Raw genomic sequence first — 23696 nt, forward strand, 5'->3', positions numbered from 1 at the left:
ACGTTGCCTTAGTTATATTGATTGACAATATTAGGGATACCATGATACAAATTGTTTCAAAGGCATATTATTTTTGATTGGAGAACAGCTGTATGTCCAGTGTCTTACTATCTGATAATCCTAATGTTGACACCCTAAAATGCCCCAAATGTAATGCTCTGTGGCGTGCCGAAGGAGATTTTGTTTTGGATTCCTGGCAGTACATAGATTATGATGATTATTTTTGCCCTTGTGGTTGTTTTAACTTTTTCGGATTTCGTGTTAGGGGCAAAGTTCAAAAACTTACAAAGTAGGCAGAAAAGGAGAGTGACTAAATGCCACAAATAATACAGTCTAGTAACCCAGATATCGATACACTTAAATGCCCTAAATGCAAAGCAATATGGCGCGCGGAAGGAGAGCATGCTTGGGGTGATGATAGATGGAGCTATAAACTCGGTGAAGATAAATGTCCAAGCGGCTGCATTACTTTTTTTGGTTTTCGCGTAACTGGCAAGTTAGTTAAAAAGCCTAATGTGAGTTAATAGACTTAGCCATCACTTCCGCAATAAATACATTTCCTAAATTATTGGGGTGAACGTTATCTGGAACCATACTTTCCTTTACCGAAGCGTTGCGGGACCCAAATCCAACGGATGCTAGTTCTATTACAGGAACACCCCAATATTCTGCAACTTCTCGAATAGCGGTATTAAAACTTTTTACCGTTGCCCATGTGTGTTGCATATCGAGAATTGTTCCGATAAAGATTTTTTTGCCTGTATACTTTGTTTGCAATCCATCAAGCATTAAATGGAGGGCGCCATAGTACGTTGTCGCTACCCTATCAGTGAATGTTCCCAGAGTCTTGCCTTGATTAATATCGTTAAAACCGCCCCATACAATAATGATGTCTGCATCATTATCCATTGATGGCCAACGATAAGACATTGAGAATGTGGTTGAGTTATCAGTAAATGTGCTACCGTTAACTCCATAGTTTCTGACAGTACAGTTATATTTTGTTTGTAGATAATCCGTCCATCCAATAGTTCCAGTGTTTTTGCCTTGCGTCATGCTGTCGCCAATGGCATTTATTTTTTTGCCGGAGATATATGGAGCGAGTCCACCCGAAGAAATAAGTGCCTTAATTTCCGCATCGTTATATACTTTGGTCTCTGCTCCATTTATTTTAATGTTTCCGTTTATAGAACTGGGTTGAACATCTGAACCACTGCCTCCGCTAGGTTTCGTAATACCCATGCTTCAAATGCCTCCCTTATACCGTATAGATTTCAAAATTATCCCCTCTTGGTGCGGCAGCTGTATAGAAAACAAATCCGTGTTTAGTGTTAGTCAACCCGATATTATTGGCATCTGTGTAAGTTTGAATCAGCACACCATCAATATAGCCCTTGTAAACATTCCCTCTAACTTCAAGCTTTAAGCGATACACCTGATCAATTACAAAAGAAAAATTTACAGTCGTAGGAGTTGTTGAAGCACCTGTTAGTGTAGTGAGAAACCCAGCTCTAGTACCGTTAGTTGAAGCTCCAAAAATCAAACACTGGTTATTTGATGCATTAACTCTGGCAGAAACACCGGAAATGTTACCTGTCAATAAAGATGGCAGAATGAAATCCATTTCAACGTCAAAGTTATTAGAAACCCCAATGTCAATACTAGGAAAGTTGGTGGAGCCGGTAGCAAAGCCGACTCTATTACTGATAATAGTTGGAGGTGTGTCTGCTCCTCCAGCATTCCATGATTGTCCCGTTACTGCAGTACCAATAGCTCCGTTGGGCCTGTTAAAGTTATCAGAAGCCACGAGAGTTCTTCCTGAGGATGCCGCTGTAGTCGCTTGAACTGTCGGATTACCTGTAGATCGGTTATTAGATGCATCTAAAGCTGCTACTTTGATTGTGTATATCGTGCTAGCGTTTAGTCCGGTAACAGTGAAAGAAGTTCCTTTAACGTTCCCGTTAGCTACAGTGTAATTCGTCCCATCTGTGCTGTACGATACTTCGTAATGATCAGCGTTAGCAGTCCACGTCAATTGTACTGAGCTGCTCGTAACTGTGCCGACCGTCAGTCCTGTAACAGGATTCGGAGGTGCCGCAGCGGTTGTAACAGTAACACTCGTTCCAGAAGACACGTTCCCTGCTGCATCCCGAGCCTTGACCGTGAACGTATACTGAGTGGATGCCGTAAGCCCTGTTGCGTTATACGTCAAAGTTGTACCGGAGACGGTTGTCACCTTGGTTGCTCCGTTATAGATTTCGTAGCCCGTTACTCCCACATTATCCGTCGCTGCTCCCCAATTGAGCGTAACTCCTATTTGAGTCAATCCGCTTGTAGTAAGGTTGGTAACGTTGGTAGGTGGAGTGGTATCCACTTCCGGTGCGCTAGTTGTAGCATTGACACTTGTTCCACTTGCGGCATTGCCGCTCGTGTCTTTTGCTTTCACCCAAAAAGTATAAGCTGTAGATGCGGCCAACCCGTTAACGTTATAAGTCGTTGCTGTGACGTTCGCTAAAAAGGTAGACCCATTATAGATATCATAGGATGCCACATCACTTGAAACAGAAGCAGCCCAGTTTAGCGTCAGGCTCGTTTGTGTGATATTTGCCGTTGTTAAGTTCGTTACATTTTCAGGCGGCGTAGTATCGGCGCTAGAGGCCGTCGTGACCGTCGTTGATGTGCCGGATGAAATGTTGCCAGCTGCATCTTTTGCTTTGACGGTAAATGTATACTGAGTCGCTTGGGTCAAGCCTGAAACATTGTAGGTCGTATCCATCCTGCCCGTTACGCTTGTAATTTGAGTAGGCCCGCGGAATATATCGTAACCTACACAATCATCAGAGGCGGAAGCGTTCCAGTGAAGTGTTAAACTGGTTGCAGTAAGATTGGTTACAGTGAGATTGGTTACGTTATCCGGTGGCGTTATATCCGGTTCCGGCTCTGGAATTGTAGCCGTACTTCCCAGCTCGTACCTTCCATAAGCCTGAAAAGGCACATTTGTATTGATTGTGATGCTTGTAAATGGCGGCAAAACTTCATCAAATACTGCGCCGGCATAAACTGTATAAGTGTCTCCGGACCCCTCGCCGTCGTTTATTGTAATCGTTAAGCTAGCATTACCGTCATTGCTAATAACGAAGGCTTTCATAGCCCGGGTAAATTCCTTATTCATTGTGGCGGTACCGCTAAACGGACCACTGGCTACCAAGCTCGGGGATTTAACCAAGTATCCCTCGTCTTCCCCCATTACTAGTTGCCATTTTCCTGTCCGTCTATTTTTAAACTGAGGCGGAGTGTCCTGTCCTATTTTTATCATTTTTTCTACGTTGTCTGGCATTCAGTCGGCCCTCCCTTTACGCTAAGTCAGCTTCAAAATTTAAATTAAGGTATCCCTGATTGGGAAAAGTCTCTGTACTTCCATCAGCGTAAGTCACCTTAAACTCTGCTCTCATTGGACCCAGTACATCAGCCTCCTCTGGTTCAAAGGCGAAGCAGACCAAACCGTCGCTTTCGTTCAACACAATAGCTTCACGTTTGATCAAGACTCTATTTCCACGAGCCTTAGCCATAGTAAATTTGACCTCACAATCAGTCAGATTTACGGGGTTACCTTTTGGAGTTTTTAACTGTGCCTTAATAGCTGTTCGAGTATCATGTCGTTTCATGTTTAATACCCTTAGGGGGCGACTACTCTCTAACTCCTTTTTCTCAACTACACTTTGAACTGGGGCTACAAAATAAGCGAGAGTTTCTACTTTAGCCAAAGAAGCATCAACCATGTTCCTGATAGATTCAATCTCAATATTGTGCAATGCCTATCCCCTCCAAATATGCTGACTCCCAGAGATCCTGGGGAGATACGTCCCCTGTGGTTTGATCGGTGATCCAAATGCCTGTTTCTTCATGAACGGCCTTTACCAGTAGCTCCGCGCATTCATAGGATTTCGAGTCATCGAAGTAGATAGGTATCCCAAACCTCTCCCGGAACAGCAGCGCAATCACCTCCCCCCAACCGTACGGACTACCTTTCGTCCGCTCAATTCGCTTGAGGATTCGCTCGCGTACTTCAGCAGTAAATCGTAGACGCTTAACGTCGATTTCCAAGTAATCACTTAATGCTCCGTACCCAGCGCGCCGAAACGCATTAGCTTCGAACGTGGTATTTGATGCAACAAAATAGGCCACGTGAGAGTATTCACTTCTCGTAGCCCATTTGACTAATGCTTCTATAATTCGATCTTTAAAGGTGGGATCGCGCCTGCGCTTTACAAAAATGACATCGCATGGATACAGGCCTACCATGTGATATCCCTGATTTCTTCATCTGATGAAGCTGCTTCTGCGGCAGCTTTTAAAGTCCAATACTTCCCGATATTTGTATTCTTATGAGCTAATCCATCAGCAAATACAGTTTTAAATTGATCAATCGTGTGCCCTTGCGGGATGCCAGATGCTTTCCAAATTACGGTACCTGATACAAGACCCGCGGTAATTGCGTTCAGCATACCGCCGAGGTTGATTTGAGCATCATAATCAAAATCATACGTGTGATCAGTTCCAAGCGCATTAGATGTGAAGCCCGCCAGTATTTCAGCATTACAAGCTGCATTGAGTTCAGATAATTTTAGTTCTAAAGGTGATTTAACAGTGGGATCAGGTTCATACCGCGTCTCCCGTGACTGCTCGACATATTCACCGAGCCCAAGGTCAAACATGTAGACAATATCCTCGACCGTTTCATAGTCAATGCGTTCTGTTACTATTCGAGACTCTGTTCCGATAACCTTTATTTCGCCATCAGCAGACCAATACACGTTGCTGTTATCGATAGAGTACATTTACATTTTCCCCCCTTCATAGTAATATTTTAACGCTCCGACTGTTCCACCACTATATGTTTTTGCTTCTATCAAGATACTATTCGAAAAGTAAATTGAATCGTTTAGTACTGATAGCGGTTGACTGTTACCACTAGGTGTTGCGCCCGGAGAATAGTAAGGGTAATCGACATATGAAGGACCTAAATTAAGAGGCCCGTTATGACCTAAAAGGACCATGTATCCATTACCGGCAGTTACAAAATTTTTATAAAATCTATTGTTAACCATGCCGAATAGGCTATTGTTGTTATTTATGGCTAGACCTTCCCATACTACTACGCCGTCTACTGTCACTTTAAGAAGTATACGGTCAGAAGCTGTCGATTCCATTAGTATAAAGTCCATGTATCCTTTACCTGTAAGGCTGTATACAGGTTGATATGTCCCGGTTACCACCATACTGGGAACTAGTGGACTATAAATTCTTGTCATCGCCGTTTTGTCAAATTTATTTCCCACAGGAGTCCACACTCCTCCATTGTTATATTCTAACTGCCCATTATTCCAACATAAGTTGTTAAATGACCAATATGCTGCGTCATGATTATGGTCACTTCTTGCGGCCGTGCTTGATGCCCCATTACCGCCAAAAATAACCGCAAGAGAACGATCAGCTGTTAGATCCCCACCGCCTGTAAGCCCAACTCCTGCTGAAATGCTTCTAGCAGCTGCCGCTCGAGTCGTATCTGTTGGATGGACGTGGTCAGCGCGGGCATATCGCTTGGACGAACCTACCGTGGCAGCGCCGTCCATAACCGGAGGGGTAGAAGCAGCCTGACCAATTACAAAGGCTTTTGTAGCTAGTTGAGTCGTAGACTCATCAGCAGCACCTGTAGGTCCAGTTGGCGTACCTGTGAAGTCGGGTGAAGCCAGAGGCGCTTTGTTAGAATTTAAAGACTCAATCGACGTTACAGGCGGAGTATACCAATTCGACTTACCTGTAATCGCTTTGATCATATTAGCAAGCTTTGACCATAATCTCGTCGGCGTGTCCGGACCAGATGCAGCTGTTACAGTGTCGTCAATTGTACGGTTGCCGATCTTGGCATCTATTACAGAACCATCAGGATGGTCCAGCACGGCTGCCGTCTTATGGGTGTTGTGCAAATCGGACTGTTGCTTTAATGATGTATCAGCCAAGTCCCAGTTACCGTTCTGATCATCAACGTTGTAGTTGTCTGTCTGCGCCGGCTTTTTGAAGCTGTAATTCGTTGTATTTGTGGACACAGGATCACCTCACTTTACATCGTGGGAACTTGATTTCTAAGGTATTCATGCGTGAATCCACGCATCTTATTGTGCGTGAATGGCTGGAACTCTTGGTACTGAGTATAGATGTACTGCCACTCAAGGCGGAGGTGCCCCGGCATAAATCGAGACATGAGCCCTTTGAGATCGTTAATATTGCTTGGGATCCCTCGTACGTCTGTAAACTGAATCGTTACCTTGTAATTCCCAAAATCCTCAACAATATTGGTCGTGTAACCGTAAGCTTGGAGTATGCTCTTTAGATCAGCTGAAGTGGCTCCGATCCCACCGCGAGACATCGCCATTACGTTATTCCGACGAGCAGGGATATTACTTTTGTCCAACAGCTGAATGGCAAATTCCGCTTCATAAACGGGAAGCATGTACGTTGCTGAGTCAATAAAGAGTTGATCCCGAGCTTCAGAAACAGCGGCCTTGAGGTCATCGAATTGCCGGCCGACAGCTTTGTAAATTCCCACCGTATTTTTGAAGGCGCTGTGCAAGAATGACCCAGGCAAAATACTTTGAAAGAAATCAAAAAATTTCATCTCAAGCCCTCCTTTCCAGTCATTTAATCATTATCCTTGATCGAAAATTGCGAGCTCTATGGTGTTAAGTGTAATGTTCGAAGTCGGAGCGGACATGACAAAGTCAAACACCCCCTTGACCGACAAGATCGCTTGAATCAGCCCTGTGATTCTGACTACACCTCCGATCGGTACGTTTCGTACGTAGGAGTCTATCGCCTGTTTAACAAGCGGCGTAAGGCCATCAATGGTGAAGCCTTGGGCCGCAATAATTGTTCCTGCCACGACGACCAAACGCGGCACTGGTTTTATGACCTGCACGTTAGCACCTACTGGACTTTTCGTCTTGATATGTGCTGAAACTGAATCGACCAATTCATTTGAAGGAATGCCGCCATTAGTAATGACCACATCGATCGTACCGTTACCGCGGTTAAGTGGAATAGAGATCGCATTGGTTACTCCTCGAACCTCCATCGCCCACACAATGTAGTCAGCGGGAGTGCCTCCATTTTGCGGATTCTGAATCGTAAAAATGTACCTGGCTCGCAGCTGCTCATCCGTTTCGTTATCTGTACCGTCGATCAACCCTCCAGTACCTACCTTGATATTTTGCACACCTACTACTTGGGCCCCGACAACTTGAAGAGGCGTTGCAGGCGACAGGTTGCCGGTTATGCCGATTGTTGTGCAAGTCACATCAGCAAGGATTGTGGTCCAGCCTGCTGGCAATGAAATATCATTGTCTACTGTGAATATGATCTTGCCGTCTAACGTTGCCAAAAGAGTACCTTTAGTAAGTGTCGTCCCTATTGGGGCAGGAGTTGATCGTGTCAAATTGACTTTTCCGTGTGCTGTTGTACCGAGCTTTCTAATCACTCCGCGCTCTGCACAGCGACGTTCGAGAAACGACCCTTTTGACGATGAAACAAAGAAAAGACTAAGAAGCTGCTCCAGCATAAACCACACCATGCGCAGCGATCTGGCCACCACCGCAAGGAGTGTGTACGTCAACGACCCGGGAAGTTTATCCGTCAAAGTTGATGGGAGATCGGCAAGCAGCTCCGCCATTATCTGCTCATAAGATTTAAACACGTATGCTCACCGCCTGTTCAAACGACCCGGAAGAACCGTCTTTTGCAATGAAGGACACATAGAATGTTGCCGTTTTTTCCTCGCGGTTCAGTAAAACACGTACCTGCACACTCTGAACTCGAGAGTCAGCTAGCAGGCAGCTGGATACATCGGAGATAACATCTTGCTCAAAACTTTTCCCCATCGGAGAGGATAAACGTTGGAACACTGGATTTCCATAAGTAGTGTCATAAAACAACGCCCCAAGAGGTGTCCCGAAGCGCCTTTGTAAAGCTGTTGTTAGATTTTCAATGCCGGATACAGTGTTTAAATCTCCCTGCAAGTTTGCGGCAAGATCCCCGTTTACAGAACCTAAGTCTGTCAAAAGAATATCACTCACCATTAATCACCAACTTTGTGTTGTAGTTTTACCTCGAATCGTTACGGTACCGTCCGGATAAACGAAGACCCGCCCCTCGTCCTGCAGTATCCCCAATATCACCCCTTGATTTCTATTACCGTTGATGAAGATGACAACGACTTCGCACCCGATCATATTGGAATCGATTGAAACCGTCGTAGGTATGTATCCTGTCTCAAAAGTGGCCAAAGGGAGAAACACCCGTGCTGTCTGGCCTTGGACATCCATGATGATCCCAAACTGGGGTAAAGCGTCGTTCAGCTTCATAGGGTTCCACTTCCTAATTTCCTCGAGCTGCCCAGGATCGATGAATCAGAGGAATAAAGATCTTGCCGATACTGTTCAGCCTCATCAGGACGCAAACTTGTTATATCCAAGCCCATAAGGAATCCTTGCTTATTTAATGTGAGATCATATCGCTCAACATAGTAATTTCCGTCGAACCTACCGCAGCCGGCTACGGACACTTTTTTCTCACAAGCAATTGTTGGCACTCCTGCCATTTTGCTTGCCTTGCCGGTTATGACATACCTGGAGAACTCGGGAAGCAGCTTATCCGCGAGTTGCTTCGCTTCGGCTTGCGTCTTTACTTTCGAAGAGTAGTATACGCGCTCTTTAACCTGCCCCATTGACTCTATGAGGGTGTCATTCTTCGCCGTCCCCTCGATCAACTGCTTTTGCGTGTAATGTCGAACAGTTACTTGGTTAAAACTATCCACCGCATTATCATCAAAATCAATTTGGCAGTTGGATTTAAACCCCATTCTATAAAACAGGTTCGCCTCGATCTCCTCATCGCTAAGATCCCTTTGTCCAAAGTAGAAAGTTTTATTTTTATCGACATAGCAAATAAATCCTTCGTGGTCAGCTAGTGATTGAAGGATTTCCCACTCTTTTCTATTCTGGTACATGTCTCGATCGATAATCTCAGTCGTTGACGTAATGTTTGGAGTCAACCCGTATTTGCTACACAAAAGAGAGGCGATCTGACTCGCTGTCCTTTCTGCATATGCCACTGTAAATGTGGTGTCCAGGAATGGCGCTGAGTAGTCACGGCCAATAATCCTACATGTCATGTCTCCTGAGAAAGAAGGCGATACCCCATCTATCTTCCCAGTAAACACGTGCTCAAGTTCGTTCTTATACCACCGGTTCGGGTCCTGGACATAGCCCAGATAAATCTTTATCTCCTGATTCTTCTTGAACCAATCAGAGAGCATTAAACTATTATTAACCTTTACCTCGAAGGAATCGGCAGCCATATAAAGGGTACCAATAACCCGAATACTTATTAAGTCCGGCCACCGCAATAGCTGACCGTCGACCTCAATTAAACCTCTAGGAGAGCTCAACTGCCCCAACCCCTTCTCCCATCCTTAGTAACTCAGCTCGACTGGTAGTAGGGACGATCTTTTCAGAGATCGCCTTGTCCACTGCAACGCTTGACTGAGCGTTCATTCCTCCTGATGGGATTTTAATTATCTGTCCGATCTGCAGGCTATATTCATCGTCAATGCCATTTCCTTTGGCGAGAATCTCCCATTTGCTGCCGTCCCCGTAAACGTCGGCTTTTGCAGCTATACCCCAAAGAGTGTCCCCTGCCCTGACTGTGTATGAGCGGTCAAGCGTCTCTACTAATACTCCCGTATCATACGAAACGGTGCTCGCAGCAGACGCTACAAAAGATTGACCATCAACATTCGAAATGTCCAGCAACTGGTCCGCTGGAAAACAAACGATCAAGGAAATTGAGTAATCGACTCGGTCTGTTCGCTTAATCTGCGGTCTGTACTTTTGAATCCGTACAGTCTTCTGAATATCGCCGCAACTGAGCGTCAACTCTTTTCCGCTCCACCAGAGAGACTCGATTTGATCATTGTGTGATAAAGCTTCATCGCCAACAAAGCTTCCCGAGAAATCTAGCAGTTTTTCTCCCATACCCATATCTTGATAATCCGGCGGGCCTCCTGGAAATTCGAGTTTGGCAATCGATCGGTCCATGTCGAAATCTAGGGAGCCCTTCGGGGCAATAGGGAAAACAAAATCACCCAGTATAAATTGACTGCCCAGCTGCATGAATTTCACTCCCTCCTATTGCCCATTTTCAGCAAGCCATCTTAATCTTGACACATTCGCCTTTTCGTCAAACACAATACGGGCAGCAGCATCCGGCTCTGGAGAAGTCACGTAAATGTGATTCGTACTGTTATCTTGATACGCCTTTTGAACACCAGAAGCATTTTTGCTTTGTTGGTTCTCGTATTTGCTCGTATCGATCTTAGGCAGCCAGCTAAACATAGGATCGCTGCGGTCTACTGTTAATGCTTTGGTTTTGCCTTTGAATGCATTTACAGCAGAATCGGCAAGCTTATTGCCAATCGCACTGCCTGCTACTCCTCCGATAATTCCGCCAAGAATACCACCGATGACTGTTCCTAGTCCCGGGACAACCGAGCCAATTGCCGCTCCTAACGCTGCGCCGGCTTCCGCTCCTGCCCAGCCTCCGATCACTGTTCCGCTGGCTTTAGCTGCGGCTTCCATCTTATGGCCTTCCGGAGCGGTCGTTACATCGTAAGCCCCCATGGCTAAACCGACTGGGAGGAGCACTCCGGCTCGAGATCCAGCCCCTTTTAAAACACTGGCTGAAGCACCAACGGCAGTCGACAAACGACCCGGTGTGCTGGATCTACTGCTCCTTGGAGGTAATCCTCCTCCGGCTACAGTTGTTCCAGAGCCTCCTGCAGCACCTGCTGCACCTCCGTTGATTGCTCTACCGTAAACATTCACAATGTTCGCTTGGATGGCTTGGGCTGGTAGTGCCTTCGATACAGCAGCTTTTGTACTAAGGGTACTGAATGTAGCAGACAGTCCTTTTGCCGCTAAAACTAGCGGGCTAATCACAAGACTGCCAATTGTTCCGATAGCTAGTTTTGCAGATCCTAAAACCAACATAAATCCACCAAATTCAAGCGCACCTTTGGAAATGGCACTAACAAGATCTTTATGAGTGTTAACCCAAGTCGTAGCGCTTGCAACCATTGGACCCAGTTCGTGAGCAAACTTTGTTGCTTCAGGAAGTAATTGATCACCGATCGCTAAACCCAAGCCTTCAAACTTACTTTTCAAGGCGTGAAGCTCACCCTCAAAAAGAGAACGTGCCGTGGTGATGTTCTCGTGTAGACTCTTTTGACCGCTGGTTGATCCTTTCACCTTATCGAACATCTCTTTGTGAGAAGTGATAATTGCGAAATCTTGTCCTTGCTCACCGAAAATGTGATTCATCTTCGCAGCCCATTCTAGTTCACTGTTGCCGGCTTTAATAAACTCTTTATGCTTTTCAGTTAAGACATCCACCATATCAGAGTATTTCTTAATGTGATCTTTGTCCTTAAGAAGTGCAGCTCCTTGAAATCCAAGGATTTTCCCCTTCTTATCCGTTGTCACGCCATCCAAGAGGCCTACGTCATTCATCGCATCAAGCTGCTTCTGACCACCTCTTGTACCAAGAAACTTGTACGGATTGATACGCTCAGCAAAATCTTTAATATGTGTACCAGCCATGGACCCCTCCATGCCGTTTACAGCTGCCAGAGCTGATGCATCAAGCATATCGTTCTCGTCCCAGCCTAAATTCTTTACAACCGGCATTGCGTACTTAAACGTCTCGCCGAGACTCTCAGATGAAGCATGCGTGACGTTAACCACTCGGAAGAGTGAGTCCGCGAATTTCTCCAGTTTATCCGAGTCATTTGTAATCCTGGCATCCTCGGCCATACGTGCAAAGTTGTATGCCGATCGTTCTGGAGAGGACGTCTTCTTAGCTAATACTTCCATCTCAGCAACATAAGTTGCTTCTGGCAAAACAGTTTTTAAATTCTTTTGAGAGATCTGTGCACGTGCAAGCTCTATTCCAATTCCTAGAATATCTTTCTGAGAAAATAGGGTTAACCCAGATAGATCCTGAGCTTGCTTCCTTATATCCTTTAGTTTCTCACTGGTCATATTGAGATTGTATACACCAGATAGTGCAAATTCCTGCATTTGCACCTCGCCTGCCTTCTTAATGGTTGCAATCAAAGGTGCAACCGTGGCGGCTCCCGTAGCGATATCCCCGAATCCAGCTGATTTCATCTTATCAAACTTGCTTTTTAGCTCATCTAGCCCTTTCGACGCCTGCTGCATCCCTTTATTCATCGCTTCAAAAAACTTAGCCCCGTTGTTTGGACCCGATCCAAGGGATTGCATCTGCTGTTTAACCTTCTTAACGTTATCCGTCATTCTTTTTATTTCAGGACTCAATAAGTTAACAGCTGAAAAAGTTATCGAAACCCTTTGATTAGCTCCTGCAGCACTAGACATGATGATCTCACCTCCCCGATTTACTCAGCATACGTACGCGACATACACTCAGGAAAACGGAGAGTCCCCATTAGGACTCCCCATCTAGAACTTGGTTTTTCTTCTCGACATAATCGAGAGCACCCTTATAAAGCAGATGCTGCTCAATATCTGTCATTCGACTCCAGCTTTCCCAGCTGACACTTCCTTTGCCTACGTCGTTGACGTAGAAGAATCGGCGGATCCAGAGCCGTTCAGCAAAAAATCAACCACTTGATCCATCTTATCCAGAGATTCATTGCTTAGAGCGAACATCTTGGAAAAAACCGCCTTGTAATATGCAACATCTGCATTAGACCAGCTTTGGAAGGTGAACTTGTAATCTCCGATTGTTGCCTTATCGTCTACTTTAGTGACGCACTTTGCAGCAATGTAGAGATCGGCAAGTTCAGACATGGTTACATAATCGTCCGATCCTGCTGGGTTCTTTTTCAGGACTTCTAAACGATCTCCACCTGTCGGTTCACGAAAAAAAATAACCTTACCGCTTTTTGGCAAAGTCAATGGGCCAAATTCTTTTGACATGGGTTTAAACCTCCTCTATTCCTTCTGCTTTGAAGGAGTAATCACTATTTACAACCGCTTTACCTTTTGTAAAAGACAAGCCAATTTTATCAATAATGCATTGTGACAAATTGTAACGGCCAACAAGCCCTTTTTCTGGCACATTAAAGTCTGCAGAGATGACATACCTCGGCTGCGTAAATTTAATGTCGGGGCCGAGTGTAGAAGTATCAAACGCCGCTTTCACAGCCCCGCCTGCGTCAATGTAGCCTCGCTTCAAGGTTCCGTCCAGCGTGACCTCTCCGTCCAAATAGATTGGCATCTTGGAATTAAGCGTCATGTATGCCTCAGCTTCGCTGTTGATATTTAAGCTCATCTCTTCGAACTCTCCTACAAGTGCAGGACCGTTAACTCCAACTACTGTGACCGAGACATCAAATCCTTGTAATGGTCGTGCTGTCAATTAAAACACCTCCCTTTAGCCGATGTACCGACCGATGTTGTGGTCGATAAAGTCGGCCGCATAGCTCGGTCTGATTGAGATTTGAGTAATTACCCGGCGAGCTGCCATTGTCGTACCCGTATTATTCGATGCATCACAAACCGTCGGCTTGAAGTCGTAGATCTCCTCAGTGTTATCTCTATGCTGACGAAGGAGTTCATCGATCTGCGTCTTGATCGTTCTCAGAAGCGAATTCGTAATTGGCCGTGACTTTGCCCACTGGGTTTGAATCCAGATCTCCGTCTCGATCTTGTCAAACTCCCGTCGAATCGAAGTTTGCGACCAGTCATCCGTTCCGCTACCCTGCACGTAATTGTAAGTGGTAACGCCGTTACTAATTCGGAAATCGTTCGTAGCGTTGTTTAGTGCAATCGGAGAAATCCTTGCAACGGTAAGCGCAATAAGATCGTCCTCAATAAGCGCTCGCTCTGTTCCGAGAATGCCTTTCACCACTTGGTTAGAAGGTGATACCCATGCGTTCAAAGTGGCGAGAATGCCGGCATAATAACCATCTGGAGCCGCGTAAATAGTCGGATACTCCTGAGGAATAACCCACGGATAAGACACAATTGTACGCTGCTCATTATAAGTTTGAGCTGCTGCAGCTTGTGTTGGTGTTAACCCTTTATTCGTGTTTGTCACCGCAATTCTCAAGCCATTTTGTACATTGGCCAGCTTACATTGAGAGATCATTGCTGCCTGAATCGCTTGGGAATACTGCTGAGCACAAACCACGATATTCACGTAAACGGCTTCTAAGGCCTTCAGCCCGGTTCGGTTACCTGATGCATCTGTTGTACCGATGTAGTCGCTATCCGCTGTCGTGGCGCCGTCGTCTCCGCCTATCAGCGGGGTATCCGCGAGTGGTACCGGAATGGCTGTTGCAGCGGCTGCCTTGGTCAAAGCTACATGTTGAGAGTTAATAGACAAATTGGTCAAATCGAGATTATCCCAAGTTTCTACTGCAACTTTCTTGTACGATACTACAAGCTTGAATGTATTCAAATTCGTGCCTGCGAGCACCTGTACAGAAACGCCGTTCCCGTCCGTACCTTTGTACAATGAGGTGATTGTTACGGAATCCTTTGGCGTTCCAGCCCCGTCTTTGACCGTCAATGCTGCCGCTGCAGCGGAGACAGCCGCCACGCGAACGATAACAACTTTATTCGTTCCCTGGTTAAAGGCGCCCATAGCTGAGAGAAAACCAGTTAAACCTAGTATGTAGCCGCCAAACTTACTCACGACATCCGTTAGGCTGTAACAAGTCGTTGGTACGCCTACCGGGCCTTTCGAAAAAGTACCGACGATACCGATCGTGCCGACCGTGACTCCTGTTGCGGCAACAGGTGCCGGCGGAGTCTCCGTAATAGACACACGAGGGACGATATATTGATTGCCTTGTGCCATTCGTTTTCACACCTTCCTATAATTCAATTTCAATTTTCTCGCCCTTATCAAACGAAGCCTCTACTGTTTTAACCAGTGGAGGTGCATCTTTCTCGGATCGTTGACGAGACTCATAATACTTCACGTCGTAATCAATCATGGCATAATGCAGGAGCTGACCTTGATTCACTTGGTCACTTTCAAATGTGATCTCAGTTACTGAGGACGCGTCAACCAAACCCCCAAGATACATGTTTTCCAGAAGCGTGAAACGAATCTCTCTCGCGAGATTGCGTATCGTTGCCTCACCCTTCTCTGCATTCATATCGTGGGTATAGACATAGATCCGGACTGGGGCAGTTGCCTCGTCCTGATCGCGATCGTAGTCATTGTATTTGATTCTTCCACAACCGATCGAAACAGTGGGTTTTAATCCCGGTATCATGCCATCAACGAGATTATACTTACTGATCGATGATAGTCTCTCCTCTGCTTGCAAGGTTGACTGGATTGCGTTGAGAATCTCATCAATCATCCTATTTCACCTCTTGTGACATAATCTTTAGCCATTCTCAATATCACTTGGACATCGGTTTGCTGGAGCACCAGGAATGGTCGAGCAGGCACTTTAACACGTTTCAGAATCTTGTACTGCCCGCCGCCAATTGGAATGAACAATGCTCTTTTTTTCTTCGGAACGATTGAGCCCCCGAGCTGATGTAGCCTGGCGTAAATAAGCGAGGAGCCTACCTCCACTTCAGACGCAGTCAGCCTGCCTTGCACAATGGATTTTCGCAGCTCTCCTGAATTCTGCAAAATCTTACGAGTCCCGAGCGCGCCCAGATTACGGATGATTTGCCGATTCTGCCCCGCTTTTGTTTTGTGGGACTTCATGGCAGAATCAATGGCTCCCTGCTCATAAATCTGCTTCGTAAGAGGTGCCCAACCCTTCCACTTCGCAGGTCGACCCTGATGATCGAAGTTCTCGTGAGCGGACTTGATAAGTATTGTGCCGACAGCGCCAAAGAAGGGCCGAAGATTCAATGATCTCCGACCCATAGCTTCCATCGCTTTTACAACTTCCGAGACATCCACCTTAATGTCTATTGACCGGTCATCACTCATCGCCAATTCCTCGATATCGGTGAATGCGTCGCATTGTTAAATCGCTGTAAATGCCCTTCTAAGGGGCTTTGTTTAGGCGTCGTAGTTGCAATCCTTTTACGCATCTCAGGTGCATTGGGTGCTTGCTCCACGATGCCGGGCAATCCGTTAAGCGTTGATGCATCAAGTACATGATTTAAGTCAGAATCCGCGCGCTTGCGGTATACCTCAGCCAGCGGCGTGTCCTCGCGGTAGTTAATGCCCGAAAAGTGATGCTGACATATAAGAGCTCCCGCCATGTCTGCACAAATAGATTGGATGATGCCTGGGATCGGCTCAACGAGAGGGACCTTGTATTGCGGTCTGAGCTTGTCGTTAATCCGTATTTCAGCCTTCGCAATATATCGCTCGACATCCTCATCTAAGAAATCAGTGTCCGAGATAAGCTGATGCAGATCTCGGACGTCTTGCGGCGTACAGTAGGGCATGTGCAGCCCTCCTTTTTTAGTCGATCTTACCGACCAAGAACCATTCAGGATGGTGCATACGCGGTAAGCCGTTAATGCCTACAGTAATATCTACATACGGATTCTTTTCATTCGAAGACTTATCCTCGATAACTGCAAATTTACCCGGCTGCGGATTATCCATGCCGCCATTTTGCAGTGCTAGCGTAGAACAGAAATCCATGGCTTTTTCTCGTCCTTTTGCGATACCTACGAAAGTACCCTCGGGTAGGAAATATTGAAAATCCGTACCGTTAGTACTATAGCCTTCCGTATATACCTCAAAGTCGATTTGCGGGAACAGCATTTTCATTGCATTAGTGATATTCGACGATGTAAGGTTCAAAGCATATACGCTTTGTTTTAGCAGGTCGCGAATGACTTCGTTTGCTGCAAATGCTTTAGCCAAGTCGTGATTCATGATAATGCGATCAAGTTTTGCCCCTGTTCCATGGAACAGGGTTACCATCTCATCCAGCACATTTGGGATGTTAATCGTTGGGTCAGAGAGAAGATGATACGTTTTCTTGTTCTTAGACGGAATTTTCATATCTACGCTGTATTTGACGCCGTTTTCGTCCACATCGACTTTCCCTTTTGTTACTGCAGCAAACTTAAGCTGCTCGAGGCGAGTTTCAAGACGTGTGTTCAATTCGTTCGATCTACGGACAACACGCAAACGTCCGGCGCGCTCATTAAACGTGCCCTCTTGTCTGGCGTACAAAAGCTCCTCTTCGTTAATTCGATACGTTTCTCTCCAGTACCCGGTAGCGTATTTACGTACCGATTGCCCTGACAATGTTGCAACCTTAGGCTCTGAATTTAACGCATGCGGAGGAGTAATTCCCGCTGTAGCGTTGATGACATCAACTTGAATTTCTGCGGCATTTGCAGTATCCGCTGGGCAAAACGTATTCCCGATAAAAGCTGATGTGTCTACGATCGTGTTGCGCACGATATGGTTAATCTCTTGAGTAGTTGGAAAATTCATTGGCATTGTCTATTCACCCTTTCCTAAACCAAATAAATGGATTCATTTTGTCCAGCTGCATTCAGCCCAAACGGAATTGAGCGAGCTACCAGATCTTTTGTTACAAACGCATCTACGCCCACGAGTTGAGATTGATAGAACTTACCTGCAACAAATGCGTTAGCAATCTTGTTTGAAGCTGCATCCGGCACAAAATCACCTAGGATAAGCAATGCTTTCTCTGATCCGTCTTTCACATACAAGAAGTCGCCGATGACAAAAGCGGTACCTGGCGCCGAAATGGTCACCGTATTACCGTTTACGGCCGTGATTGTGCCGCAGGTAACAACACCCGTTCCGTCAGCTTTTACGAGAGCTGCAGCTGCACCAATCGAATTAGCGAAAATCGATCCATCCGTAACGGTTGCTGTTGTAGCCGCCGTGCCTACAGCAGCTGTCAACGCGCTTCTGCGTACCGGACGGTAAAGAGAATCAGCTGTACTCGCTCCAAGGATCGTTCCTTTATCAAGAACACCTGTATTAGGTGCAATCGTTACTGCAATACGATCATGGATATGATGATCACCGTGAACACAAATTTGTTTATCTACGTATACCTCGCCATCCGTTCTACCTGGAACGTGGAAGTTGAAATCTGCCATTATTTAACCCTCCTTATTCTGCTAGCTTATATCGGCCGTTTTCATCGACCGTAAAGCCCAGTTCCTTCATGTCTTGATCAGCAAACTTCTTGATTTCCTCGGGGGATCCAGCTGCCGGCGGATTACCTAGCTGCCCTACTTGCGCAAGCTTAACGCGGGACGCTTCAGGGAACGCATCAAGCGAAGCATAAATCTGTTCCGACACAGAGATCGATTTGTCATCTGACAATTTAACGATCTTCTCTCCACTGTCAGCAAGCAGAATTGGACGATATTGATCGATGATCACTGGCGGGATGCCTTTTGCCACATAACCTGCCAACGTCGCCTCCACAGTAATTGCTCGGTTTTGCTTTTGAAGCTCGGCCACCTGATCAGCAAGTTTCTTGGCGTTCTCATCAACTACAGGTGCAACGACTGGAGCCACAACAACCGGAGCTGGAGTAGGGTCGCCTTCTGGTTTCTTTCCTCCGAACCACTCAGATAGTTTCGTCGTGAATGTGGAAAGCATGTTGTTTGTTTGCTTTTGATTCTCCAGCAGCTGGTTCACTTGTTCTTCTTTCATCGTATATCCGACCTCCTCATGGTCTAAATAGAATGTGTCTGGCGGGTCCGCCAGTAGCCGCGCCTCAGGAAGACGCGTAAGAAAAGGCTCATTCGTTAGCGCCAATGCTTCAAGCACTGCGCCTCTGAAAGAGCCTGATTCTTTATCTTGATAATTCTCCCGGTATTCGGGACTTGCGTAGCGGAATTGCTTTGTCTTGACCTTTTCCGCAATCTCATCGTTTGTCGGATCAGCCAGCGCAAAAAGGAAATCCCCTTCTTGCACCAAATCAGTAATCCACCCCTCTGACTTTGCGCTGCCGAATGTCGTATCCTCGGCTTTGTCATGACCGACTCGAATAAACGGATCACGGCCCAGTACCTTTTGCTTAAAGTTCTGGATGATCTCCGTAAACGTCTGCTGCGACATTTTGATTGTGCCGTATTTCGGATGCTTCCATTCCCCGATGCGGCCTACAGGTATTTTTAGTGTCAATTTGCACACCTCCTCTATTTCGTCTTCCACCCCTTCGGCAACGGTGCAACGTCGCCCCAATCTTTATTGGCTTTCTCGATTACGTCCGGCTCATATCGACTGTAGATCGGCGTCAGTACCGATCGGCATCGGCCATGTAGCGGCGGCGTATTATCTCCAAGAGCTGGATCATCCATCCGCATGACCTTCCCATTTCGAGAAGCACAAACAGCCGATGTCCGCGCATCCATGATGGCAGAAAATCGGACGTAATCTACTTTATTCTCACGATAGGAAATGAGCCGGCCGCGGTTGTATGCGTACGTCGTCTCAGTCGTTACAATCAGTGAAGCCCGACTCTTGTTTTGATCAAGTAGAGCTGCAATAGAACCTTTCGTACTTTGCGGCGCTGCCCCAGTGAGATGTTCGAGCAGAACCTGCTTGATCAGCGTAACCAAGTCAGCTTCAACGACTCCAGCAAGCTTCAGCTCCCTGTTCTTTAGAATCGCCATGGCTTCCTCAGGAGTAAATTCTCTGTTACCGTCAATAATAGGCAGATCAGCAAGCTTCACACGTCTTTTATCCCGTATCGCCTTTGCCTCGGCATCCCCATGAGCCTGTCCCGCAGTAAGCATTTCGGCTGCATGCTGATACAGAATGCTCGAAAGCTGTGCAGGCTGTGGTAAGTGAAACTGATGAATCTCCATCTCACTTGCTCCAATCGGAATATGGGATAGTACCGTGTTAAGCCAACGATCATAGCGAATCAGCAGCCGTTCTTCCGACTCGTCCAGGTACTTCTTGATGAATCGCTCCGCCTTATTCATCGGCTTTCCCCTTACCCGGTGGCTCTCTGAGATAATGCGCGTAATCCTCTGCAATCTTAGCCTTCTTATCAGCTGCGGACTGTTTGCGTTCCGGCAAACCTACCGTTGAGCGGACATGCTGGAAGTCCTCGTCAGCCGTAGAGTCCATGTAACCCGCGTTGGTGAGCTGCAAGAAGATGCCGCTTAGCTTCTGAACGTCGTCATCATTCATCTCTCGTTCTGGGAAGTCGCCCCATTCCTTTTGCGGACCATAGTTCATTTCCACGAGTGGCCGGACCAATTGCTCTAAAAGCACCTCTTTAAGTTTCTTAAAGATTTTGTCCAACATCAGCATATACATGTCAAAATGACTTTGGCCAAGTGCATATGATCCCGACTTCTGTCCCTCGTCAAAGATCAACGAAGGGACCAGCAACCCGCGAAACATCATCTTGTTCAGATACGTGACCAGGCTGTGAAATGCCTCTCCCATGCCTGCGCCACCGCCGAACAACGACTTAATATCCGACTTATCTTCGCCAGTACCGGCAGCCATCGCGATCCCCGTACCGTTTTGCAGATTGGAAAGCACACGGGCCATGTATTCAACGTTGGAAATCAAGTTCTCTTCACCATTGGGCCTTGTCGGGTTGTCCGGATCTCTAATGTCGCCGTCTGGGACCAGTGCAGCGGTCAGCGGCGTGCCGAATTTATCGACTGCGTTCACCCACATCTTTAACACTGGGTCCTTAAGCAGCCAGTTCTTTCTCAGCCGGCGCAGCTGGCTCGTGCCGTACCAATTACCAAAGCGTGCATTGTGTGAAAACACGATTGCTTTGTTCTTTGGTATCCTCACTGGGCTGCCTGAAAACCAACGATACTGCGTGATCGGCTCGTCCGAAGCGAGCCTGCCCGTCACCGGGTCAATATTGAAAAACACAGTGCGCGGATGATACGTCGCCAGGTAGTCTAGCACGATTCGGCTACCCTCGGGCTTCCAAACGATCTCTGTTCCGCTGTATCCGGCCCAGAGCGCTGATAAGATATCCTCGCAGGACTCGATAAACGTCCCTTGCATTCCCTCGAGGCATTGGTTAACAAACTCCTCGATCCCGGGATTCTTTTCGTTGGTGTAGCGGTCCAGCTTGATTAACGTTGAGAGGATCATGAATTCAATACCGGCAGCGATCGTCTCGTCCGTATCGAGCATTCGTTCATAATCCAATAGATTAGAGCTGTCCGGATTCGAAATCGCCTTATCGAACAGGATGAACGTCGTATAAAGCTGCGAGCCGATCTGACCGACGATTCTACTTGGTGCTACCATATTTCATCTTCACCTCCTAACATAGAGATAAGCGCCCAAAAGAGGCGCTTATTCTTATCATAGTTATCGATTGTCTTCTATGCTATTGTTATCTGTAATACTACCGGCGGCAACATCAGTCATTATTTGATCCAACGCATAATTCGGTAAGTTAAGGTTATCTTTCAGTGTAGTATAGATATCATAAAGCCGAGTCCCCGCTTTAGCAAGAGCGTAGGCAAGTTCTCTCGCCGCATGATATCCGTGTAAACTATTTAGTTCAGACTCTCTTGCCTTTTTGGGTTTGCCACTAGCTTCATTTTCTACTAATCTTAGCCTTCGTTCAAGTCCTCTTGTTGAGTTGAGTATCTCTAAAAGAATATCCTGCTCTGATCTCGGCGCCTCTGTAATGTTCTCAGGATATTGCTTGAGAATTTCATTAAAATCTGTTTCGAATTGACCCCAATAAGTATTAAATACTTTTTCAAGTATTCCATTATCTAGCTGATTTTCTTTCATTGAGTTATTTATCGTCTTTACCAATGCAAGTACACTCGTTCTATTTGGAAAGGTGTGATTGAATTGAGCAAGTGGGTCAACCAAGTCTGAGGGCTCCAAGTCAATCAAGAATGTACATACCCTGTTTGCTGATAAACCTCTAGCCAATGCACCGGCCTCGAAAAGTATCCAAGGTTTATTTTTATTCCCTTGCGTTATACAGATGATGCCCACGGTTGTATCCACTAACTGCTCATTAATTTCCGTAAACCAAAGACTTCCTCTTTCAATATCTTTGCTTGACACCCATGGCTTCGAAGCTTGAAGGACACATTTAATCCATTCATGTAGAAGCTCCGCAATCTTACGACTTCTCTCCCCAGACCAACTAATAAATATCTTCATGTCCGTTTTCCCCTTATCTCATTTTCAAAATACTTAAGGGAAATGTACCATATGCAGACATGTAATTCCAGTATTATCCTCTTACTACCACTCTCGAATACTCGCCATAGCCGGTTTACCCACAGCGCGATTATCTTTCACGGACACTGCTTTCTTCATGTCAGTCTCAAATGCATATCGCGTAGCATCAATCGTGTGATTGTTTACTTCCTCCAGCTTCGCTTTCGGGTTACCGTCGGAGTCAGTTTGATAATCGATATCCTCAAACTCTTTTGCGAGATTCGGAGTGCGTTTCGGATCAATCACGATTTCGTCCAGATCATCAAGCCATTTCTCGCCATACTCGACGGAGCCAGGGCCCTTGATTGCTCCCTTGATGCGCAAATGGTAATCTTGCCGCATTTCATCGACTGACTTAGGCTCTGCGCTGTCAGCTGTACTCAGCGTAGTTTGGTACCCTTTTGATCGGATCTGCTCGGCAGCTTCCCTGTTTGAGAGCTTAACGCCGTAGATTTCATCGAGCGCATAAATTCGTCGGCGTGTCTTGTCATAATGCCAGCGGACGAAAGCAAAAGGATCGACACCATAGCCCCAGTCAATCCCCTGGCGGATGTTATCAAATGTCTTGACCTCTTCATCAGTGATCCTCCTAAAGTTCAGATTATCGAATGGTACAACGCCGCTACCGATCGCTTTCCCGCCGTACTCCCAATCGTACTTATGCTGGCTTTTGGCTTTAACGCCTTCGGCCTCTTCTACGAATGCTTTGGAGATATGCGGATTGTTTAAGTATGTAGAGTGGTGGACGTAAGTATTAGCCGGAATAAACTGTGACTCGTACTTCTTGTTCACCCAGGACTGCTTACGCTTTGGCGGGTTATAGCTGTAATAAAACGCATAAAAAAGACCATCCGGTAGCTCCGCGCGCAGCACTGAGTTTTCGATGGTCGACACTTCATCTTCGGTCTTAAATTCTGCAAGCTCCTCAATCCACAAAAATGCAATCGGGAACTTGGAGACCTTAATCGATTTGATTTTGATAGGATCGTCTGCGCCCCGGAATATAATCTTATTCCCTCGTGGAAGATAGATCAGCTGCAGCGGGCTTTTTAAGACTCGCCAGTATTCACTTACGCCTAGGAACTCAATAGCCTCTTTCAGTTGCTCGAAGACTGACTCTTCCAGTGTACGGGCGACCTTCCTAATGCAAAGTCCCGTTACTGGGTATTTCATCATGTCCTTGATAAACTTAATTGCAATGTGCGTCGATTTCGCTGATCCACGACCGCCTTTGAGAACGTGACGTAGGTATTTATGTGAATTTGAAGCTTTCCAGAATGCGTGAAAGTGAGGTGTAACGATTTGTGATAAGGTAACCTTCATTTTCAACCACCTCCTATGCATTCTATATGCACGGACATATGTATAAAATCAAATATTTTGTACAGAAGTACTTTCCCACAACCGCGCGGTGAATCCCA

Annotated in this window: 27 protein-coding genes; 1 reads left to right on the plus strand and 26 read right to left on the minus strand. The window is 46.2% G+C overall.

Going from position 1 to position 23696, the window contains the following annotated elements:
• Positions 1 to 314 precede the first annotated feature (314 nt).
• Positions 315 to 524 (plus strand): hypothetical protein, encoded by a 210-nt coding sequence (locus GC097_RS15240; RefSeq protein WP_171684153.1) that lies wholly within the window; start codon positions 315 to 317, stop codon positions 522 to 524.
• On the opposite strand, the gene GC097_RS15245 is transcribed toward GC097_RS15240, so the two are convergent.
• From GC097_RS15245 to GC097_RS15370, 26 genes are all read right to left on the minus strand, one after another.
• Positions 511 to 1242 (minus strand): SGNH/GDSL hydrolase family protein, encoded by a 732-nt coding sequence (locus GC097_RS15245; RefSeq protein ID WP_171684154.1) that lies wholly within the window; start codon positions 1240 to 1242, stop codon positions 511 to 513. The two genes, GC097_RS15240 and GC097_RS15245, sit on opposite strands and share 14 nt — an antisense overlap.
• Before the next feature lie 16 nt (positions 1243 to 1258).
• Positions 1259 to 3337, minus strand: coding sequence for a fibronectin type III domain-containing protein (locus GC097_RS34725; protein WP_171684155.1), 2079 nt, complete (start codon positions 3335 to 3337; stop codon positions 1259 to 1261).
• A 16-nt stretch (positions 3338 to 3353) separates the two neighbouring features.
• Positions 3354 to 3812 (minus strand): BppU family phage baseplate upper protein, encoded by a 459-nt coding sequence (locus GC097_RS15255; protein ID WP_171684156.1) that lies wholly within the window; start codon positions 3810 to 3812, stop codon positions 3354 to 3356.
• Positions 3799 to 4185 carry a hypothetical protein gene (locus GC097_RS15260; RefSeq protein ID WP_171684157.1) on the minus strand — a complete coding sequence of 129 codons (387 nt, stop codon included), beginning with the start codon at positions 4183 to 4185 and terminating at the stop codon, positions 3799 to 3801. The genes GC097_RS15255 and GC097_RS15260 overlap by 14 nt, the downstream gene beginning before the upstream one ends.
• A 110-nt stretch (positions 4186 to 4295) precedes the next feature.
• The gene (locus tag GC097_RS15265; RefSeq protein ID WP_171684158.1) at positions 4296 to 4838 is read right to left on the minus strand and encodes a DUF4376 domain-containing protein; all 543 of its coding nucleotides are present in this window, start codon (positions 4836 to 4838) and stop codon (positions 4296 to 4298) included.
• A complete protein-coding gene (locus GC097_RS15270) occupies positions 4839 to 6107 on the minus strand; it encodes a hypothetical protein (RefSeq protein ID WP_171684036.1) in 1269 nt (422 codons plus the stop codon).
• Between the two features lie 14 nt (positions 6108 to 6121).
• Positions 6122 to 6676, minus strand: coding sequence for a putative phage tail protein (locus tag GC097_RS15275; RefSeq protein ID WP_171684159.1), 555 nt, complete (start codon positions 6674 to 6676; stop codon positions 6122 to 6124).
• 30 nt (positions 6677 to 6706) lie between these two features.
• Positions 6707 to 7750, minus strand: coding sequence for a baseplate J/gp47 family protein (locus tag GC097_RS15280; RefSeq protein WP_171684160.1), 1044 nt, complete (start codon positions 7748 to 7750; stop codon positions 6707 to 6709).
• Positions 7743 to 8129: a contractile injection system sheath initiator gene (locus GC097_RS15285; RefSeq protein WP_171684161.1), complete on the minus strand. Its 387-nt coding sequence runs from the start codon at positions 8127 to 8129 to the stop codon at positions 7743 to 7745. Before GC097_RS15285 ends, GC097_RS15280 begins: the two co-directional genes overlap by 8 nt.
• 6 nt (positions 8130 to 8135) lie before the next feature.
• A complete protein-coding gene (locus GC097_RS15290; RefSeq protein ID WP_171684162.1) occupies positions 8136 to 8417 on the minus strand; it encodes a hypothetical protein in 282 nt (93 codons plus the stop codon).
• Entirely contained in the window at positions 8414 to 9412 is a 999-nt protein-coding gene (locus tag GC097_RS15295; RefSeq protein WP_216625779.1) for a phage late control D family protein, read from the minus strand. The genes GC097_RS15290 and GC097_RS15295 overlap by 4 nt, the downstream gene beginning before the upstream one ends.
• 76 nt (positions 9413 to 9488) lie before the next feature.
• A complete protein-coding gene (locus GC097_RS15300; RefSeq protein ID WP_171684163.1) occupies positions 9489 to 10226 on the minus strand; it encodes a LysM peptidoglycan-binding domain-containing protein in 738 nt (245 codons plus the stop codon).
• A gap of 15 nt (positions 10227 to 10241) precedes the next feature.
• Positions 10242 to 12509 carry a phage tail tape measure protein gene (locus tag GC097_RS15305; protein WP_171684164.1) on the minus strand — a complete coding sequence of 756 codons (2268 nt, stop codon included), beginning with the start codon at positions 12507 to 12509 and terminating at the stop codon, positions 10242 to 10244.
• A gap of 192 nt (positions 12510 to 12701) precedes the next feature.
• Entirely contained in the window at positions 12702 to 13073 is a 372-nt protein-coding gene (locus GC097_RS15310; RefSeq protein ID WP_171684165.1) for a hypothetical protein, read from the minus strand.
• 4 nt (positions 13074 to 13077) lie between these two features.
• The gene (locus GC097_RS15315) at positions 13078 to 13515 is read right to left on the minus strand and encodes a hypothetical protein (protein ID WP_171684166.1); all 438 of its coding nucleotides are present in this window, start codon (positions 13513 to 13515) and stop codon (positions 13078 to 13080) included.
• A 15-nt stretch (positions 13516 to 13530) separates the two neighbouring features.
• Positions 13531 to 14961 carry a phage tail sheath subtilisin-like domain-containing protein gene (locus tag GC097_RS15320; protein ID WP_171684167.1) on the minus strand — a complete coding sequence of 477 codons (1431 nt, stop codon included), beginning with the start codon at positions 14959 to 14961 and terminating at the stop codon, positions 13531 to 13533.
• Positions 14962 to 14977: 16 nt separating this feature from the next.
• A complete protein-coding gene (locus GC097_RS15325) occupies positions 14978 to 15475 on the minus strand; it encodes a hypothetical protein (RefSeq protein WP_171684168.1) in 498 nt (165 codons plus the stop codon).
• Positions 15472 to 16065 (minus strand): phage virion morphogenesis protein, encoded by a 594-nt coding sequence (locus GC097_RS15330; RefSeq protein WP_171684169.1) that lies wholly within the window; start codon positions 16063 to 16065, stop codon positions 15472 to 15474. Before GC097_RS15330 ends, GC097_RS15325 begins: the two co-directional genes overlap by 4 nt.
• On the minus strand, positions 16062 to 16532 hold the full coding sequence (locus tag GC097_RS15335; RefSeq protein ID WP_171684170.1) for a phage protein Gp36 family protein: 471 nt from the start codon (positions 16530 to 16532) through the stop codon (positions 16062 to 16064). The genes GC097_RS15330 and GC097_RS15335 overlap by 4 nt, the downstream gene beginning before the upstream one ends.
• Positions 16533 to 16548: 16 nt before the next feature.
• The gene (locus GC097_RS15340; protein ID WP_171684171.1) at positions 16549 to 17547 is read right to left on the minus strand and encodes a major capsid protein; all 999 of its coding nucleotides are present in this window, start codon (positions 17545 to 17547) and stop codon (positions 16549 to 16551) included.
• A 17-nt stretch (positions 17548 to 17564) separates the two neighbouring features.
• A complete protein-coding gene (locus tag GC097_RS15345) occupies positions 17565 to 18182 on the minus strand; it encodes a hypothetical protein (protein ID WP_171684172.1) in 618 nt (205 codons plus the stop codon).
• A gap of 13 nt (positions 18183 to 18195) precedes the next feature.
• Complete coding sequence (locus GC097_RS15350) at positions 18196 to 19221, minus strand: phage protease (protein ID WP_171684173.1); 1026 nt, start codon at positions 19219 to 19221, stop codon at positions 18196 to 18198.
• A gap of 14 nt (positions 19222 to 19235) precedes the next feature.
• Positions 19236 to 20027, minus strand: a complete 792-nt coding sequence (locus GC097_RS15355; protein ID WP_171684174.1) for a minor capsid protein — start codon at positions 20025 to 20027, stop codon at positions 19236 to 19238.
• Positions 20020 to 21333 carry a phage portal protein family protein gene (locus GC097_RS15360; protein WP_171684175.1) on the minus strand — a complete coding sequence of 438 codons (1314 nt, stop codon included), beginning with the start codon at positions 21331 to 21333 and terminating at the stop codon, positions 20020 to 20022. Before GC097_RS15360 ends, GC097_RS15355 begins: the two co-directional genes overlap by 8 nt.
• A gap of 63 nt (positions 21334 to 21396) precedes the next feature.
• Complete coding sequence (locus GC097_RS15365) at positions 21397 to 22215, minus strand: toll/interleukin-1 receptor domain-containing protein (RefSeq protein WP_171684176.1); 819 nt, start codon at positions 22213 to 22215, stop codon at positions 21397 to 21399.
• Between the two features lie 84 nt (positions 22216 to 22299).
• A complete protein-coding gene (locus GC097_RS15370; RefSeq protein WP_171684177.1) occupies positions 22300 to 23598 on the minus strand; it encodes a PBSX family phage terminase large subunit in 1299 nt (432 codons plus the stop codon).
• Positions 23599 to 23696: the final 98 nt, after the last annotated feature.

Source organism: Paenibacillus planticolens (genome assembly GCF_013141725.1).
GTDB classification, from domain to species: Bacteria; Bacillota; Bacilli; order Paenibacillales; family NBRC-103111; genus Paenibacillus_E; species Paenibacillus_E planticolens.

Coding starts and splice junctions, on each gene's coding strand:
- GC097_RS15240 (WP_171684153.1), top strand. CDS start 315: ATGCCACAAATAATACAGTCTAGTAACCCAGATATCGATACACTTAAA.
- GC097_RS15245 (WP_171684154.1), bottom strand. CDS start 1,242: ATGGGTATTACGAAACCTAGCGGAGGCAGTGGTTCAGATGTTCAACCC.
- GC097_RS34725 (WP_171684155.1), bottom strand. CDS start 3,337: ATGCCAGACAACGTAGAAAAAATGATAAAAATAGGACAGGACACTCCG.
- GC097_RS15265 (WP_171684158.1), bottom strand. CDS start 4,838: ATGTACTCTATCGATAACAGCAACGTGTATTGGTCTGCTGATGGCGAA.
- GC097_RS15275 (WP_171684159.1), bottom strand. CDS start 6,676: ATGAAATTTTTTGATTTCTTTCAAAGTATTTTGCCTGGGTCATTCTTG.
- GC097_RS15290 (WP_171684162.1), bottom strand. CDS start 8,417: ATGAAGCTGAACGACGCTTTACCCCAGTTTGGGATCATCATGGATGTC.
- GC097_RS15295 (WP_216625779.1), bottom strand. CDS start 9,412: ATGGCTGCCGATTCCTTCGAGGTAAAGGTTAATAATAGTTTAATGCTC.
- GC097_RS15300 (WP_171684163.1), bottom strand. CDS start 10,226: ATGCAGCTGGGCAGTCAATTTATACTGGGTGATTTTGTTTTCCCTATT.
- GC097_RS15305 (WP_171684164.1), bottom strand. CDS start 12,509: ATGTCTAGTGCTGCAGGAGCTAATCAAAGGGTTTCGATAACTTTTTCA.
- GC097_RS15310 (WP_171684165.1), bottom strand. CDS start 13,073: ATGTCAAAAGAATTTGGCCCATTGACTTTGCCAAAAAGCGGTAAGGTT.
- GC097_RS15320 (WP_171684167.1), bottom strand. CDS start 14,961: ATGGCACAAGGCAATCAATATATCGTCCCTCGTGTGTCTATTACGGAG.
- GC097_RS15325 (WP_171684168.1), bottom strand. CDS start 15,475: ATGATTGATGAGATTCTCAACGCAATCCAGTCAACCTTGCAAGCAGAG.
- GC097_RS15330 (WP_171684169.1), bottom strand. CDS start 16,065: ATGAGTGATGACCGGTCAATAGACATTAAGGTGGATGTCTCGGAAGTT.
- GC097_RS15335 (WP_171684170.1), bottom strand. CDS start 16,532: ATGCCCTACTGTACGCCGCAAGACGTCCGAGATCTGCATCAGCTTATC.
- GC097_RS15340 (WP_171684171.1), bottom strand. CDS start 17,547: ATGCCAATGAATTTTCCAACTACTCAAGAGATTAACCATATCGTGCGC.
- GC097_RS15345 (WP_171684172.1), bottom strand. CDS start 18,182: ATGGCAGATTTCAACTTCCACGTTCCAGGTAGAACGGATGGCGAGGTA.
- GC097_RS15355 (WP_171684174.1), bottom strand. CDS start 20,027: ATGAATAAGGCGGAGCGATTCATCAAGAAGTACCTGGACGAGTCGGAA.
- GC097_RS15360 (WP_171684175.1), bottom strand. CDS start 21,333: ATGGTAGCACCAAGTAGAATCGTCGGTCAGATCGGCTCGCAGCTTTAT.
- GC097_RS15365 (WP_171684176.1), bottom strand. CDS start 22,215: ATGAAGATATTTATTAGTTGGTCTGGGGAGAGAAGTCGTAAGATTGCG.
- GC097_RS15370 (WP_171684177.1), bottom strand. CDS start 23,598: ATGAAGGTTACCTTATCACAAATCGTTACACCTCACTTTCACGCATTC.